The organism is Vibrio sp. F13 (genome assembly GCF_020806305.2).
Classification (GTDB): Bacteria; Pseudomonadota; Gammaproteobacteria; order Enterobacterales; family Vibrionaceae; genus Vibrio; species Vibrio crassostreae_C.
In genome coordinates, this window is record NZ_CP170175.1 from 1,113,259 (window position 1) to 1,131,231 (window position 17,973).

The 17,973-nt window shown below is 45.1% G+C and carries 9 protein-coding genes, 1 tRNA gene, 2 rRNA genes and 1 other annotated feature; of the genes, 6 read left to right on the forward strand and 6 right to left on the reverse strand.

Features of this window, described 5'->3' with window-relative positions; translation table 11 throughout:
- Positions 1–89: 89 nt before the first annotated feature.
- The 6 genes from LMH68_RS05115 to rluD all read right to left on the reverse strand — a co-directional run bounded on the left by LMH68_RS05115 (position 90) and on the right by rluD (position 10,076).
- Positions 90–2,983, reverse strand: a 23S ribosomal RNA gene (locus LMH68_RS05115).
- Positions 2,984–3,334: 351 nt separating this feature from the next.
- Positions 3,335–3,410 (reverse strand) — tRNA-Ala (locus LMH68_RS05120).
- Positions 3,411–3,486: 76 nt separating this feature from the next.
- Positions 3,487–5,041 (reverse strand): 16S ribosomal RNA (locus LMH68_RS05125).
- Together the 16S and 23S rRNA genes with 1 tRNA gene alongside form the textbook arrangement of a ribosomal RNA operon.
- Before the next feature lie 601 nt (positions 5,042–5,642).
- Entirely contained in the window at positions 5,643–8,216 is a 2,574-nt protein-coding gene (clpB, locus tag LMH68_RS05130; RefSeq protein ID WP_065584733.1) for an ATP-dependent chaperone ClpB, read from the reverse strand.
- Between the two features lie 142 nt (positions 8,217–8,358).
- The gene (gene pgeF, locus LMH68_RS05135) at positions 8,359–9,099 is read right to left on the reverse strand and encodes a peptidoglycan editing factor PgeF (protein ID WP_065584732.1); all 741 of its coding nucleotides are present in this window, start codon (positions 9,097–9,099) and stop codon (positions 8,359–8,361) included.
- 2 nt (positions 9,100–9,101) lie between these two features.
- Positions 9,102–10,076 carry a 23S rRNA pseudouridine(1911/1915/1917) synthase RluD gene (gene rluD, locus LMH68_RS05140; RefSeq protein WP_017059364.1) on the reverse strand — a complete coding sequence of 325 codons (975 nt, stop codon included), beginning with the start codon at positions 10,074–10,076 and terminating at the stop codon, positions 9,102–9,104.
- Between the two features lie 137 nt (positions 10,077–10,213).
- Here rluD and LMH68_RS05145 point away from each other — a divergent pair, with 137 nt between their 5' ends.
- The 6 genes from LMH68_RS05145 (at position 10,214) to yjjX (ending at position 17,883) form a co-directional block, all read left to right on the forward strand.
- A complete protein-coding gene (locus tag LMH68_RS05145) occupies positions 10,214–10,942 on the forward strand; it encodes an outer membrane protein assembly factor BamD (protein WP_017059363.1) in 729 nt (242 codons plus the stop codon).
- A 140-nt stretch (positions 10,943–11,082) separates the two neighbouring features.
- Positions 11,083–12,507, forward strand: a complete 1,425-nt coding sequence (locus LMH68_RS05150; protein WP_324295267.1) for a lytic transglycosylase F — start codon at positions 11,083–11,085, stop codon at positions 12,505–12,507.
- A 424-nt stretch (positions 12,508–12,931) separates the two neighbouring features.
- On the forward strand, positions 12,932–13,267 hold the full coding sequence (hpf, locus tag LMH68_RS05155; RefSeq protein WP_004735034.1) for a ribosome hibernation-promoting factor, HPF/YfiA family: 336 nt from the start codon (positions 12,932–12,934) through the stop codon (positions 13,265–13,267).
- A 110-nt stretch (positions 13,268–13,377) separates the two neighbouring features.
- Positions 13,378–13,499, forward strand: a sequence feature (Phe leader region).
- 12 nt (positions 13,500–13,511) lie between these two features.
- On the forward strand, positions 13,512–14,687 hold the full coding sequence (gene pheA, locus LMH68_RS05160) for a prephenate dehydratase (RefSeq protein ID WP_136973907.1): 1,176 nt from the start codon (positions 13,512–13,514) through the stop codon (positions 14,685–14,687).
- A gap of 333 nt (positions 14,688–15,020) precedes the next feature.
- Complete coding sequence (locus LMH68_RS05165) at positions 15,021–17,399, forward strand: putative bifunctional diguanylate cyclase/phosphodiesterase (protein ID WP_229647443.1); 2,379 nt, start codon at positions 15,021–15,023, stop codon at positions 17,397–17,399.
- Positions 17,362–17,883 (forward strand): inosine/xanthosine triphosphatase, encoded by a 522-nt coding sequence (gene yjjX, locus LMH68_RS05170; protein WP_229647444.1) that lies wholly within the window; start codon positions 17,362–17,364, stop codon positions 17,881–17,883. The genes LMH68_RS05165 and yjjX overlap by 38 nt, the downstream gene beginning before the upstream one ends.
- The last annotated feature ends 90 nt before the right edge of the window (positions 17,884–17,973 follow it).

The following is a 17,973-nucleotide window of genomic DNA, read 5'->3' on the forward strand; positions in this document are numbered from 1 at the left end:
ATAATCTGGAAAACTGATTTAAAAGTCTCTTTCAAACTCATTCAAGCGTTTGGTATTTCTTTGAGTCCACAAAACCCCTTGGGTGTTGTATGGTTAAGCCTCACGGGCAATTAGTACAGGTTAGCTCAATGCCTCGCAGCACTTACACACCCTGCCTATCAACGTCGTAGTCTACGACAACCCTTTAGGACGCTTATAGCGCCAGGGAAAACTCATCTCAAGGCTCGCTTCCCGCTTAGATGCTTTCAGCGGTTATCGATTCCGAACTTAGCTACCGGGCAATGCCATTGGCATGACAACCCGAACACCAGAGGTTCGTCCACTCCGGTCCTCTCGTACTAGGAGCAGCCCCTTTCAATTTTCCAACGCCCACGGCAGATAGGGACCGAACTGTCTCACGACGTTCTAAACCCAGCTCGCGTACCACTTTAAATGGCGAACAGCCATACCCTTGGGACCGACTTCAGCCCCAGGATGTGATGAGCCGACATCGAGGTGCCAAACACCGCCGTCGATATGAACTCTTGGGCGGTATCAGCCTGTTATCCCCGGAGTACCTTTTATCCGTTGAGCGATGGCCCTTCCATTCAGAACCACCGGATCACTATGACCTGCTTTCGCACCTGCTCGAATTGTCATTCTCGCAGTCAAGCGGGCTTATGCCATTGCACTAACCACACGATGTCCAACCGTGTTTAGCCCACCTTCGTGCTCCTCCGTTACTCTTTGGGAGGAGACCGCCCCAGTCAAACTACCCACCAGGCACTGTCCGTAATCCCGATTCAGGGACCAACGTTAGAACATCAAAACTACAAGGGTGGTATTTCAAGGACGACTCCACCACATCTAGCGACGCGGTTTCATAGTCTCCCACCTATCCTACACATGTAGGTTCAATGTTCAGTGCCAAGCTGTAGTAAAGGTTCACGGGGTCTTTCCGTCTAGCCGCGGGTACACTGCATCTTCACAGCGATTTCAATTTCACTGAGTCTCGGGTGGAGACAGCGTGGCCATCATTACGCCATTCGTGCAGGTCGGAACTTACCCGACAAGGAATTTCGCTACCTTAGGACCGTTATAGTTACGGCCGCCGTTTACCGGGGCTTCGATCAAGAGCTTCGACCGAAGTCTAACCCCATCAATTAACCTTCCGGCACCGGGCAGGCGTCACACCGTATACGTCATCTTACGATTTTGCACAGTGCTGTGTTTTTAATAAACAGTTGCAGCCACCTGGTATCTGCGACTCTCGTCTGCTCCATCCGCAAGGGACTTCACTGATAAGAGCGTACCTTCTCCCGAAGTTACGGTACCATTTTGCCTAGTTCCTTCACCCGAGTTCTCTCAAGCGCCTTGGTATTCTCTACCCGACCACCTGTGTCGGTTTGGGGTACGATTCCTTACAATCTGAAGCTTAGAGGCTTTTCCTGGAAGCATGGCATCAATGACTTCACTACCGTAGTAGCTCGACATCGTATCTCAGCGTTAATAGCGGTCCGGATTTACCTAAACCACCCGCCTACGTACTTGAACCTGGACAACCGTCGCCAGGCCCACCTAGCCTTCTCCGTCCCCCCATCGCAATTGTAAGAAGTACGGGAATATTAACCCGTTTCCCATCGACTACGCCTTTCGGCCTCGCCTTAGGAGTCGACTTACCCTGCCCCGATTAACGTTGGACAGGAACCCTTGGTCTTCCGGCGAGGGAGTTTTTCACTCCCTTTATCGTTACTCATGTCAGCATTCGCACTTCTGATACCTCCAGCAGCCCTTACAGACCACCTTCAACGGCTTACAGAACGCTCCCCTACCCCACATACCCTAAGGTACGTAGCCGCAGCTTCGGTGTATAGCTTAGCCCCGTTACATCTTCCGCGCAGGCCGACTCGACCAGTGAGCTATTACGCTTTCTTTAAATGATGGCTGCTTCTAAGCCAACATCCTGGCTGTCTGAGCCTTCCCACATCGTTTCCCACTTAGCTATACTTTGGGACCTTAGCTGGCGGTCTGGGTTGTTTCCCTCTCCACGACGGACGTTAGCACCCGCCGTGTGTCTCCCGGATAGTACTTACTGGTATTCGGAGTTTGCAAAGGGTTGGTAAGTCGGGATGACCCCCTAGCCTTAACAGTGCTCTACCCCCAGTAGTATTCGTCCGAGGCGCTACCTAAATAGCTTTCGGGGAGAACCAGCTATCTCCAGGTTTGATTGGCCTTTCACCCCTAGCCACAAGTCATCCGCTAATTTTTCAACATTAGTCGGTTCGGTCCTCCAGTTGATGTTACTCAACCTTCAACCTGCCCATGGCTAGATCACCTGGTTTCGGGTCTAATCCTAGCAACTGTACGCCCAGTTAAGACTCGGTTTCCCTACGGCTCCCCTAAACGGTTAACCTTGCTACTAAAATTAAGTCGCTGACCCATTATACAAAAGGTACGCAGTCACACCACGAAGGTGCTCCTACTGCTTGTACGTACACGGTTTCAGGTTCTATTTCACTCCCCTCACAGGGGTTCTTTTCGCCTTTCCCTCACGGTACTGGTTCACTATCGGTCAGTCAGTAGTATTTAGCCTTGGAGGATGGTCCCCCCATATTCAGACAGGATATCACGTGTCCCGCCCTACTCGTTTTCACTGATTATGATGTGTCGGTTACGGGGCTATCACCCTTTACTGCGAGACTTTCCAGACTCTTCACCTGCATCATTAAAAGCTTAAGGGCTAATCCAATTTCGCTCGCCGCTACTTTCGGAATCTCGGTTGATTTCTCTTCCTCGGGGTACTTAGATGTTTCAGTTCCCCCGGTTTGCCTCCTGTTGCTATGTATTCACAACAGGATACCTACTTATGTAAGTGGGTTTCCCCATTCAGGAATCCCAGACTCAAAAGGTTATTACTACCTAATCTGGGCTTATCGCAAGTTATTACGCCTTTCATCGCCTCTGACTGCCAAGGCATCCACCGTGTACGCTTAGTCACTTAACCATACAACCCGAAAGGGTCTCTGTTTTACTTTCACTTTTGAAAAGTGAAAATAAACTAGTATGGCAACTAACCAAGGTTTTTGGTTGTCATCAAGAAGGGTTAATTCTCAATGACTGTTTGCCGGACTCAATTGTGATTCAAACAAGTTTGAATCGAATACAAGACACTTGAATGTGTTTGTTGTGTTTATACCGTTCTTATTAACTAAGAGCAGATAAACATTGAGAACTTTTAAATTTGATTGAATTACTCGTAAGTAATCAATCAGTCAGCTTTCCAAATTGTTAAAGAGCTAGATATTTCAAAAGAAATAACCATTTTTAAAGATTCTTAAGGAAGAACACTTAAAGATGGTGGAGCTATGCGGGATCGAACCGCAGACCTCCTCGCTGCCAGCGAGGCGCTCTCCCAGCTGAGCTATAGCCCCATCTGGAAAAGTATTTCCTACTCTTAACTTATTAAACCATCAATCTGTGTGGGTACTCATCAAAGATATCTTCGTATAAGGAGGTGATCCAGCCCCAGGTTCCCCTAGGGCTACCTTGTTACGACTTCACCCCAGTCATGAACCACAAAGTGGTGAGCGTCCTCCCCGAAAGGTTAAACTACCCACTTCTTTTGCAGCCCACTCCCATGGTGTGACGGGCGGTGTGTACAAGGCCCGGGAACGTATTCACCGTGACATTCTGATTCACGATTACTAGCGATTCCGACTTCATGGAGTCGAGTTGCAGACTCCAATCCGGACTACGACGCACTTTTTGGGATTCGCTCACTATCGCTAGCTTGCTGCCCTCTGTATGCGCCATTGTAGCACGTGTGTAGCCCTACTCGTAAGGGCCATGATGACTTGACGTCGTCCCCACCTTCCTCCGGTTTATCACCGGCAGTCTCCCTGGAGTTCCCGACATTACTCGCTGGCAAACAAGGATAAGGGTTGCGCTCGTTGCGGGACTTAACCCAACATTTCACAACACGAGCTGACGACAGCCATGCAGCACCTGTCTCAGAGCTCCCGAAGGCACACCTGCGTCTCCGCTGGCTTCTCTGGATGTCAAGAGTAGGTAAGGTTCTTCGCGTTGCATCGAATTAAACCACATGCTCCACCGCTTGTGCGGGCCCCCGTCAATTCATTTGAGTTTTAATCTTGCGACCGTACTCCCCAGGCGGTCTACTTAACGCGTTAGCTCCGAAAGCCACGGCTCAAGGCCACAACCTCCAAGTAGACATCGTTTACGGCGTGGACTACCAGGGTATCTAATCCTGTTTGCTCCCCACGCTTTCGCATCTGAGTGTCAGTATCTGTCCAGGGGGCCGCCTTCGCCACTGGTATTCCTTCAGATCTCTACGCATTTCACCGCTACACCTGAAATTCTACCCCCCTCTACAGTACTCTAGTTCACCAGTTTCAAATGCAGTTCCGAGGTTGAGCCCCGGGCTTTCACATCTGACTTAATAAACCACCTGCATGCGCTTTACGCCCAGTAATTCCGATTAACGCTCGCACCCTCCGTATTACCGCGGCTGCTGGCACGGAGTTAGCCGGTGCTTCTTCTGTTGCTAACGTCAAGAGATGCCGCTATTAACGACACCCCCTTCCTCACAACTGAAAGTACTTTACAACCCGAAGGCCTTCTTCATACACGCGGCATGGCTGCATCAGGCTTTCGCCCATTGTGCAATATTCCCCACTGCTGCCTCCCGTAGGAGTCTGGACCGTGTCTCAGTTCCAGTGTGGCTGATCATCCTCTCAGACCAGCTAGGGATCGTCGCCTTGGTGAGCCATTACCTCACCAACTAGCTAATCCCACCTAGGCATATCTTGACGCGAGAGGCCCGAAGGTCCCCCTCTTTGGCCCGTAGGCATTATGCGGTATTAGCCATCGTTTCCAATGGTTATCCCCCACATCAAGGCAATTTCCTAGGCATTACTCACCCGTCCGCCGCTCGACGCCGTTATCGTTCCCCGAAGGTTCAGATAACTCGTTTCCGCTCGACTTGCATGTGTTAGGCCTGCCGCCAGCGTTCAATCTGAGCCATGATCAAACTCTTCAATTTAAGATTTTGTGACTCAACGAATACTGACTTCAAAACTAATATTTACCGAAGTAAATATGTAATTCTAAAGCTATTACCCCTCTCTTCTTAAATAAATAGGAACAGAATGGTAATGAATTGACTGTGCCGAATAACTACAAGTAGTTAAACGTATTGGTCACTCAGTTCATTGAAATCAATTTTGATTCCGAAGAATCTGTTTTATCTAACGATAAAACGTTTTGATATTCATCAACGAGTGCCCACACAGATTGATAGGTTTAAATTGTTAAAGAGCTTTACTTGTTGAGCCTTCCTTTTAGTAAGGAGCCTCTCGAAGTGGACGGCCATTCTAGCGGATTAGATTCCAGTGTCAAACACTTTTTCCAGCTAATTTTTCAAAGCATCTTAAATGCTTATCACCGTCTTGTTACTCAGTTCAAACCGCTTGGTTATCCTTGGCAACGGAGGCGCATTATAGAGAGAATAATCCTTTGTACAAGGCTAAAAACGAAAAAAAGCCGCCACCGGCGACCGTTCGAACACTATTCACACAAAGCGTTTAAAATAGGTACGATTAAGCCTTAATTTCGGCCAATCGTACCTACCGTTCTGACTTCAACTATTGGTGAGCAATAATGCGGTCGTTGTTTACTAATAGCTGCACTTTCTTATCTGGATTAATTTTTCCTGCCAGTATCGCTTTCGCTAACGGGTTCTCGACACTTTGTTGAATCGCTCTTTTCAAAGGTCGTGCACCATATACTGGATCAAAACCAACTTGAGAAATTAACTTGAGTGCTTTATCCGAAACTTCAAGCTCATAACCATTGTCTTCCATTCTCTTCTTAAGGTGCTCAAGCTGAATAGCGGCTATCGACTGAATGTGCTCTTGACCCAATGGATGGAACACCACGCTTTCATCAACTCGGTTCAAAAACTCAGGACGGAAATGTTTACCTACCACTTCCATCACTTCATTCTTTATTCCTTGGTAATCGAGCGTATTGAAGTTCTCTTGAATTCTCGAAGAGCCAAGGTTGGATGTCATGATCACTACCGTGTTTCTAAAATCGACTGTACGACCTTGTCCATCAGTTAAGCGTCCATCATCAAGCACCTGCAATAAGATATTGAAAACATCAGGATGCGCTTTCTCTACTTCATCTAGCAAAATCACTGAATAAGGCTTGCGACGCACTGCTTCTGTTAAGTAACCACCTTCTTCATATCCAACGTAACCCGGAGGAGCACCAACCAAACGAGCAACAGAGTGTTTCTCCATAAACTCAGACATGTCGATACGCACCATTGCATCGTCACTATCAAACATGAAGTTCGCGAGTGTTTTACACAACTCCGTTTTACCAACGCCAGTTGGACCAAGGAATAAGAAAGATCCAATCGGCTTGTTTGGATCAGATAAACCTGCACGGCTACGACGAATCGCATTCGATACCACTTCGACTGCTTCCGCTTGGCCAATAACTCGCTTATGTAGAACACCTTCCATTTTAAGAAGCTTCTCTTTCTCGGCTTCTAGCATTTTAGAAACAGGTATGCCTGTTTGCTTCGATAGCACGTCTGCAATTTCTGCATCAGTGACCTTATTACGCAGCAGCGTCATTTCTTGCATTTCAGCTTGAGTCGCAAGATCTAACTGCTTCTCTAATTCTGGGATTCGACCGTATTGCAATTCAGACATTCGGTTAAGATCACCAGCACGTCTCGCAAAATCCATATCCATACGAGCTTGTTCTAGCTCTGACTTGATGTGTTGCGTGCCAGAAAGCGCGGCTTTCTCTGCATTCCACACTTCTTCAAGCTCTGCGAAATCTCGTTCTTTGTCAGAAAGCTCTTCTTGTAATGTTCGAAGGCGTTTTTCACTGGCTTCATCATTTTCATTGGTAAGAGCTTGCTGCTCGATCTTCAATTGAATGATTTTACGCTCGAGCTTATCTAGCGACTCAGGTTTTGAGTCGATCTGCATACGGATACTCGAAGCCGCTTCATCAATCAGATCAATCGCTTTATCCGGCAGTTGACGATCAGAAACGTATCGATGAGATAGTGTTGCTGCAGCCACGATTGCTGGGTCGGTAATTTCTACATGATGATGAAGTTCATAGCGCTCTTTCAAACCACGAAGAATCGCCACCGTGTCTTCAACCGTTGGTTCATCGACAAGCACTTTTTGGAAGCGGCGCTCTAACGCTGGATCTTTCTCTATGTATTGACGGTATTCATCAAGAGTCGTTGCGCCAACACAGTGGAGTTCACCACGAGCCAACGCTGGTTTTAGCATGTTACCGGCATCCATAGAGCCTTCACCTTTACCAGCGCCGACCATAGTATGAATTTCATCGATGAAGAGAATGATATTGCCCTCTTCTTTAGACAATTCATTGAGGACTGACTTCAAACGCTCTTCAAACTCACCACGATATTTAGCGCCAGCTACCAAAGCACCCATGTCTAATGAAAGTACGCGTCGGCCTCTTAAACCTTCTGGCACTTCATTGTTAATAATGCGCTGAGCCAAACCTTCAACAATAGCTGTCTTACCAACACCAGGTTCACCGATAATGACTGGGTTGTTCTTAGTACGACGCTGAAGTACTTGGATAGTACGGCGGATTTCGTCATCTCGGCCAATTACCGGATCCAGCTTGCCTTGCTCCGCTCTTTCAGTCAGATCGATGGTGAACTTCTCTAACGCTTGGCGTCGGTCTTCGGCATTTGGGTCATCAACTTTTTGACCGCCACGAACCTGCTCGATAGCTTGAGATAATTTTTGCTCAGTAAGACCTAGCTCTTTAAGCAGGTTACCTAAAGGGCCTTTATCTTCAATTGCGGCAAGTAGGAAGACTTCCGAAGAAATGTATGTGTCTTGACGCTTTTGTGCGACCTTGTCACATAGGTTGAACAAAGTACCCATTGCATTCGACAGTTGAACATCACCACCGATACCACTTACTTTCGGTACACGGTCTAATATTTCGCTTAGCTTTGAACGCAATTGAACCACATCAATATTCAGCATGGTGAGCAATGGACGAATTGCACTACCATCTTGATTAAGCAAAGACACCATTAGGTGCACAGGCTCTATATATTGGTGATCACGACCTAATGCGAGCGACTGAGCATCAGATATCGCAATTTGGAATTTACTAGTGAATCGATCGAGACGCATGCCAACCTTCCTACTCTTAGATATGTTTATCTTATGGTTAGAAGATGGATACGGTAACGCGGATTTTCAAGGGATAAGAATGAAGAATAGAGCTGTTATAAAAATATAAATGAGCTGGATGACTGGTTGCACTAGTTAAAGGTTACTCTAACCAAATAAAAGTAGCTTGGCGTCCAGTAATACCATCACGACGATAAGAATAGAACGCATCGGCATCAGCGAAGGTACATAGATTAGAGTCTGTCACAGAAGTTACACCAACTTTGTTCAGTCGTTGCGTTGCAAGCTGAGACATATTCGCTAGCCATTTGCCTGGTTCAGCTTTGGCTTCAAATGCGAGCTTAGCTTGAGAGTCAAAACTAACGAAAGCTTCCAACACATCATCGCCTACTTCAAAAGCTTGTTTGCCTATTGCAGGACCAAGCCAAGCAATGATCTTATTCTCTGAACCTAAGTTTGAAAACTTTGCGACGGCATTTTCAAGAATGCCACCAGCAAGACCACGCCAACCAGCATGAACTGCAGCAACTTGAGTGCCTTTGGTATCAGTAAGGATTACAGGTAAGCAATCGGCTGTCATCGCAGAACAAACAACATCTTTAGCTGTGGTAAATGCACCGTCAGCATCAAGAATATCTGCCGTAGGGTGTAAAACCGTAACGACATCTGTTGAGTGAGTTTGATGTAGCCATACCGGAGCGGCAGGCATATTAGCGTGTTGCTTGAGCCAGGCTCTGTTGTTTTCAACAAGCGAAGCATCATCCCCAACATGCGTACCTAGGTTTAATCCTTGATACGCACCAGTAGAAAAACCATCAAAACGTGTCGAAGCAAATGCTTTCACGTTTTTTGGTGCATTCCAGTTAGGGATGATCATCGACATGATTAAATGTCGTCTTCCAAGTTTTCGCGCGCATCAACACGTAACGCTTCAGCCATCACGACCATGTCATTTGGCACAGGAGCGTGGAACTCAACTTCTTCACCTGTAATTGGGTGAACAAATTTAAGCATAACGGCGTGCAGTGCTTGGCGATCAAAAGAACGAATCATTGTTGTTAGTTCTTCAGATGCACCTTTTGGAATACGAGCACGACCACCGTATGCAACGTCACCTAGCAGCGGATGCTGAAGGTATGACATGTGAACACGAATTTGGTGAGTACGACCCGTTTCTAGGCGTAGACGAATACGAGTATGCTCGCGGAAGTGCTCAGCAACACGGTAGTGAGTTACCGCTGGCTTTCCTAATTCATTTACATCCATCAAGGTACGCTTAGTTGCATGACGGCTAATGCCTTTCTCTACCACACCACCAGCGGTCATTTTGCCAATTGCAATTGCTTCATATTCACGAGTAATACGACGCTTAGCAAGAGCACGCACAAGACGAGTTTGAGCTGGAACCGTTTTAGCCACAACCATAAGACCTGTTGTGTCTTTATCAAGACGGTGCACAATACCTGCACGAGGCACTTCTGCAATCTGTGGGTAATGGAAAAGCAATGCGTTTAGTATGGTTCCATCCGGTGTGCCTGCGCCTGGGTGTACAACCAGATCGCGAGGCTTATTGATAACCAATAAGTCATCATCTTCGTAGACAATGTTTAGAGGAATATCTTGTGCTTCCCAGCGCTCTTCATCTGCAAGTTCAGCTTGCAAGATGATCTCTTCACCGCCCAAAACCTTAACGCGCGGCTTTGTAATAACTTCGCCATCCACTTGGATTTTGCCGTCAAGAAGCCACTCTTTAATGCGAGAGCGAGAAAAATCGGTAAATAGTTCAGCGACAGCTTGGTCTAAACGTTGACCTAACTGGCTGCTTTTTACTGTGTCTGTTAATGTGATCTGCTGAGCCATATCGAACTTTTTTAAAAACCGTGAGACTAATACCCATTAGTATGGATAAAATAGAATAATTGCATCATTGTATCTGTTACTGGTTAGAAAGTAACGGAAGCTTACGAAATATTTAATTCAAGGAATCGACGCCTGACATGAAACACCTTACTTTATCGGGTCTATTAGCCGTATCACTCTTGGTTGGTTGTTCAAGTAGTGAAGAGATAGTGCCAGATGTACCACCATCGGTTCTCTACTCTGACGCTCAAGAATCACTGCAGAGCGGTAGCTGGCTTTCAGCAATAGAAAAGCTAGAAGCCCTAGACTCACGTTACCCATTCGGCGCCTATTCTGAGCAAGTACAGCTCGATCTGATTTACGCTTACTACAAAAATGATGACTTGGCACTTGGCCTCGCTACCATTTCACGTTTCCTACGTTTGAACCCAACGCATGAGAAACAAGACTGGGTTCTTTACATGCGCGGCTTAACGCACATGGCGCAAGACCGAAACTTCATGCACGATATTTTTAATATCGACCGTAGTGACCGAGATCCTGAACCAGTGAAACTTGCGTTTGCTGACTTCAAGCGACTACTCGAACGTTTCCCTAGTAGCCCTTATGCTGAAGATGCACAAAAACGCATGTTCGCACTTAAGAACCGCCTAGCAGAGTATGACTTAGCAACCGCTGATTTCTACCTACGCCGCGAAGCTTGGATTGCTGCGATCAACAGAACGCAAGAGCTGCAAAAAACTTACCCAGACACCATTGCTGCGCGTAAGTCTTTAGATATCCAGCTAAAAGCTTATCAACAACTCGGCCTAGATGACGCTGTGTTAAGAACAGAAAAGTTGATTGAGTTAAACCCACTACCTTAATCAAACCTCTTACATCTCAATCCTAAAAGCGCGCTAATTTACTAGCGCGCTTTTTTTCATCTACATATCGCAAACTTGATGGATCGCATAATACACGGTATCTTCAAAAGATAACTTTTAACAAAACATCAACATGGAGTGTGGATGTGAGTAGGTTGTTATTATTTATCTGGATATCGCTATTTAGCCACTTATCCTACGCATTAGAACTGTCTCCATTAAGCAATAAGCCTTACATGGGTGACTTGGATGTGCTCAAAACCAAAGGAACGGTTAGAGTGCTAGTGTCTGCCGATCTTGGTTTCTATTACATCGAGGATGGCAAGCCAAAAGGCATCGTGGCAGAAATGCTCTACCACTTTGAGAAAAGCCTTCGTAAGAAACATCCCTATCTCAATGTTCAAATCATCCCCGTGCAACGAGATGATCTACTTCCCTCTTTAGAGTCTGGCTATGGTGATGTCGCTGTCGCTAACCTAACGATCACCGATAAACGATTACAAACCATCGATTTTTCGGATCCGATGATTAAAGATGGTAAAGAACTCATTATCACAGGGAAAAAGGCCGAACCTATCACCGAAATCAAGCAATTGAGTGGCAAAGAGGTGTGGATACGAGCAAGCTCGAGTTACTTCGAGAGTGTACAAAGAGTTAATAAGGAGCTTAACGAGCTAGGTTTACCACCACTGCATGTCCACTTTATCGAGGAGTCATTACAAGACTACGAGCTGATAGAACTGGTTAACCAAGGTTATATACAAGGCACAATTCTGGATAACCATAAAGCCAAGCTCTGGATCGATGTAATGGAAAACATTCAAGTCCATAACGACTTACCTTTACGAGAAAATGGTCGTATTGCTTGGGCTTTAAGAAAAGACAGCCCTCAACTGAAGAAAGAGATAAACAAATACGTCAAGACCGCACGAACAGGCACCCTGCTTGGGAATGTCATCTACCAGAAATACATCGACAATACTCGCTGGTTAGGCCGAGCACTCAACCCCAATAAAGTAGACCGAGTAGCTAAACTCTCAGATGTCTTTGAAAAGTATTCGAGCAAGTATGAATTTGATCCTTTAATGATGTCAGCTCAAGGTTTCCAAGAATCAGGACTGGATCAGAGCCGGATTTCTCATCGCGGGGCTATTGGTGTGATGCAGGTATTACCGAGTACCGCCAAAGATAAAAACGTCAACATCAAGAACATCCATAAGGTGGATAACAACATCCATGCGGGTGTGAAGTATATGCGCTTTATCAAAGACCGATATTTTGACGACCCGGCAATATCACCCGACAATCAAATCTACTTTACCTTGGCTTCTTACAACGCTGGTCCTGCTAAGATCAGAAAGATGAGGAGCATTGCCAAGCAGAAAGGTTACAACCCAAACATCTGGTTTAAAAACGTAGAAATCATCACTCGCAAATACGTGAGTAAAGAACCCGTAACCTATGTTGCCAACATCAATCGTTACTTCGTAATCTATAAACAATTACAAGCTATCAATGCTATCCGAGAGGACGGCACAGCGAGATTACTGAACACTAACGACTAGGATCGCCTCCATCCCAGAGCTGGGGAGCCAAAGGTATTAGGTAAAGCTAAAAAACACAAAAGCCGCATAAGAATACTTATGCGGCTTTTGTTTATCTAATTCTGAAGAAGCTTATGTAGCGACCTATATTACAAGACCTATATCACAAAACACTATTGAGTAAATTTCAATCAAGTACTTTCCATAGGCTGTAGGACACCCCTAAAAACTGATTTAATTTTTAGCGAAGCCTTGCCTCCAAGTTATCGTTTTTCATAAGGATAACAAGCATTTTTCGCCAAAAAGATACTAAGACTTGCGTAAGATCACATTTGATTTTAATGCTTATCCCACCCAACCAAAACAAGATCTAGATCACATTCTTTATTCCTAAAAGTCGTAATCTGAAGTTAACCCATGAGGGATACAACAGAGGAAAACTTCTATGAAAATGAACATCACTGGTAAAAACATCGACATTACCTCTGCAATCCGTGATCACATAGAAAGCAAATTTAAAAAGCTAGATAAATGGCAAGTAGACATCATTGGCTGCCAAGCGAGCTTTAGCGAAGAACCAAACAAGAAGAAGAAATTTGAAGCGGTACTAACCGTACCAAAAGGCCAACTTGTTGCTTCATCAATCCATGACGACCTCTACGTAGCGATCAACGAAGTAGAACAAAAACTAGAGCGTCAACTCAACAAGCTACGCCATAAACCAGAAGCGCGCCGCGCTGAAAAGCCTGAAATCGAAGAGCTAGAAGCTGAAGTAGAATAAGGAAAGAGAACAGATTAAAAAATAGCGCCTCAGGGCGCTATTTTTTTGCTTGACGCTCGTAGCTCGCTTGCTTATTGTGTTTAAACATTCATAAAACAATCACTTTTTATGCACACTCAATCTTTGTTTATTTTTGACTTCTTTTTTCTTCCGTAAATCGGAGGCTAAGTCGTTTTAGAAAAACAAGTCAAAAACGAACAAGAAGCCTCCCACACTAGGGAGGCTTTTTTATAAGGACACATTTATGACTGACCGCTCAATTTCACTGGATGATATCCGCCTTCGTCTTAATGATTTAGACGACGAACTCCTGAAGTTACTTTCAGAGCGTCGCAAGCTAAGTATCGAAGTCGCTAAAAGCAAAGTAGAGACATCAAAACCAGTTCGTGATGCAGTACGAGAACAACAACTATTAGTTAAGCTGATCAACAACGGCAAAGATAAATACGAACTTGATGCGCAGTACATTACCAAGCTGTTTCACACCATCATCGAAGATTCCGTTTTACTACAACAGTCATACTTACAAAACCTAGCGAATCCGCAAAGCCGTAAACCATTGGCTCGCGTTGCATTCTTAGGTTCTAAGGGATCGTATTCTCACCTTGCGAGCCGCGAATACTTCAGCCGCAAGAATATGGAATTGATTGAGCTGAACTGTAATCACTTCAAAGAAGTCGCATCAACAGTAGAGTCTGGCCATGCCGACTACGGTGTCCTGCCGATTGAGAACACCAGTTCAGGGTCAATTAACGAGGTCTACGACCTGTTACAGCATACGACTCTATACATTGTTGGCGAACTTTCTCAACCGATTGAGCACTGCCTTGTTGCTAAAAGTGATATCCGTTTAGAAGACATCAAAACACTCTACTCGCACCCACAACCTCATCAACAATGCAGTGAGTTCTTGAGCCGCCTTAAGGGTGTCAACCTTGAGTCTTGCGCAAGCACCGCTGATGCAATGAAAAAAGTTAAAGAATTGGGTGGTAATGACGTAGCTGCTATTGGTAATGCATCGAGCGGTAAGCTTTATGGACTACAGCCAATCCAGGGCAATATTGCAAACCAAACAGAGAACCACACTCGTTTCATCGTTGTGGCGCGTAAGCCTGTTGAAGTATCGACTCAAATACCAGCGAAAACGACGCTCATCATGTCGACATCTCAAGAAGCGGGTTCTTTGGTAGAGACACTACTAATCCTGCAACGCTTAGGCATCAACATGACCAAGCTGGAATCTCGTCCTATTATGGGTAACCCTTGGGAAGAGATGTTCTATGTCGATTTAGAGGCGCACCTGGATTCAGATAATATGCAGCAGGCGATAACGGAACTAACGGCTATTACTCGTCACCTGAAGGTGTTGGGTTGCTACCCTAGTGAGAACATCAAAGCGACTCAAGTTAAGTTGTCATAACTGAAAGTGAGTACCAGCTTTTAGCTAACATAAGTATTTGGCCTACAGTAGGCCAAATACTTAAATCACCCTCTAGTCGAGCACCATTCGAGCTAAGAACACGTCCCCTAGCATGCCTGAAACACAATTCACTTGTTTCGCACATTCGGCACGCTTACTCTCTCCACTACTTGAGCCTTTCTAACAAAAACTCATTAGTGGCTTTTTTTATCAATAAAGACAAAACCTTACCCCCTTCACAGGAAATCATCGAACTACGTATAATTAATAGCGAGTAAGCATTAAGTAACATAAACTTATGCGCTTAATTTATAAATAGTGTTGTCATTAACTATGAAGCTAAGTACTAAAATCTTACTACTAATAGCCCCTGTGATACTGATCAGTACCGCGGCTTCTAGCTATATTATTTATTCGACGCAAAAAAGCAGTTTCATCAAACGCGAAGACAACGCACTTCAACTGAACATGGAAAAACTAGCCGGATACTTTCGCCAATCTCGTTCGTTCCTCAATAGCTACTCTTACACCTTGACCCAGAGTGATATGGTGAAGCGTTATTTTCTCACTGATCAAAATCTATCTCGCGATCTTGAACTGGTCAGTAATCTTCGAGAAGCCATTCATTTCCTGCAAGATGACGATGAAAGCTATACAGGTTTAGCGCTTCTTAATGGTGATCGAAAACTGCGTTATTACGCGGATAATAGCAATGACTCACGCACTCAGATTGACAGTAAGATATTGGAGTATGTTGACCTGCACTATCAAGACACCTTAGCAACATCGAGTACCAACTATATTCAAAACTCCCAAGGCGAAGGGATGTTGGTTCACTATGACAAGGTAGATAGAAAAGCGATTTTCCCAACCGTTAACAATCAACCCGACGATGTGTTCTTTGTTGTTGTCTCTGTCTCTCTCGACAAATTTAATGCGCTGAGAAAACAGATAGAGTTCGACTACCAAACCAGTTTATTCTTCACATCCATAGCGGTTTCTTTGGAAAATGATGTCACCCACTCAGTCAAGCTTGCTCCAGAACTGTACGCCACAGTCGATCCGGCGCAATTCCTATTAGAAAACAAGCTCGATTCAATTTGGAACAAGCTGAGTTTGTCGTTTGCCCTGTCTGCGTTTGTGACTGTCGCTCTGCTACTCATGCTTCTGTCTCGCACTGTGATTACTCCAATAACGCGGCTCGATCGACAGCTACAGCAAGTCGAAAAAAAACAACGTAAGAACATCGAACGCTTGGGCACTCGTGATGAGCTTGGCCGCCTATCACAGCGTTTTTATGACATGTACCAAGAGTTAGATAACACCTACCAACAGACCAAGCTCTTGGCCGAAAATGATCAGTTAACCCAAATAGCCAATAGGCATCAGTTTCAAACCTTCGTTCAGCAATCGTTGCCAAAACCGAGTTCGAATACCGAAACCTGGGTTCTCTATTTTGACTTGGACAACTTCAAGTTTGTGAACGACAAATACGGACATCAAATCGGCGACTCGATTCTGGTCTCTTTTGCTCAGCGTATTTCAGATATTTGTCGTCACTATAAAGAGGAGTTCGACGCTCATTGTATGCCAGCCCGACTTTCTGGAGACGAGTTCGTTGTCTACATTAACGCTCCTAGTCACCGAGGAAATGTCGCGCATCGATTCTCGAATGATTTACTGACTCCACTGCAAAAAGGTTTTGTCACCGAATCAGGCAGCTTTCCGATCACGGTCAGTATTGGTATTGCGACCTACCCTAATGATGGCAACTCAATCGAGAAGCTACTGTCCAACGCGGATACTGCGATGTACCAAGCCAAGCGTGCCGGTAAAAACCAATTTGCTGACTATTCACGGGATTTAGACAAAGCCATTCAGCGCCAAGCAGATATTGAACGTGCGCTTAGAGGTAAGAATTTTGATGATGAATTCAGGCTCGTTTACATGCCCTACATGGATTCCACCGGGACTGATGTTATTGGCGTTGAGGTGTTATTGCGTTGGAATTCAAAGCAACTTGGTTTGGTTCCACCAGATGAGTTCATTCCAATAGCCGAACAAACCGGGCTGTTTGAACATGTTGACCGCTGGGTAATACAGAATGCGTTTGCTTCATTCCATCGACTTCAGGCTCAATTTGATCACTCAATTCAATTGTCGATCAACCTATCTTCTGCTGGCATTGAAACCACTCATCTTGCGGGTTTCATTAAAGAACACGCGGAGTTAAATCGAATTCCACCAAGCCTAATCGATTTTGAAATCACTGAAACCTTTTACTCAGATTCACAAGGCTTTCCGTTGCTCAACCAACTCTCGCTAATGGGCTATCGATTAGCGATTGACGACTTTGGATCTGGATATACTTCGATCACTCAACTGGTGCAGTATCCGACTCAAAAAATCAAACTAGATAAAGTCTTTTTAGACACCTTAATTGAAACCGATAATCAGAACATAGTAAAACCGATTATCGGGCTATGCCATGCTCAAGGCAAAAAGGTCACAGCCGAAGGCATCGAAACCGAAAGCATGCATCACTGGTTGCAAGATGCGCAGTGCGATATGCTGCAAGGCTATTACTTCGGTAAACCGATGCCATTGGAAGAACTGAACGAATGGTATCGACTACACCAACTCAATTTAATCGACAACAAAAAGAATCCAATACATGAAATCCGTCGTCATTGCGTCGCTGAACCCAGCTAAAATAAACGCCGTTAAAAGTGCATTCCTTTCTGCCTTTCCTGATTCTGAATTCGAATTCAAAGGTATCAGCGTCCCTAGTGGTGTCGCCGATCAACCGATGAGCAATGATGAAACCTATCAAGGTGCCGTGAATCGAGTTCACAACGCAACTCAAGCTCAGCCTGATGCAGACTTCTATGTTGGTCTAGAAGCGGGAATAGAAACAAACGTCACCTTTGCCTGGATGGTGATCGAAACGAATGGCCAACGTGGCGAGTCTCGTTCAGCAAGTCTGATGCTGCCACCAGCCGTGCTTGAGAAACTAGAGCATGCAAACGAGTTAGGGGATGTGATGGATGAAGTGTTTGGTACCGACAATATCAAACAGAAAGGTGGTGCCATTGGCCTACTGACACATAACCAATTGTCACGCAGTTCGGTCTATCATCAAGCTTTAATTTTGGCTCTGATCCCATTTGTGAATCCTGAACACTTTCCTATTTAGTATTTGAGGCTTCCTTAAACTTCAAAAGATTCCAAGAACAATCTTCAGAAACAAAAAACGCTAACATCCAGTTAGCGTTTTTTATCGAAT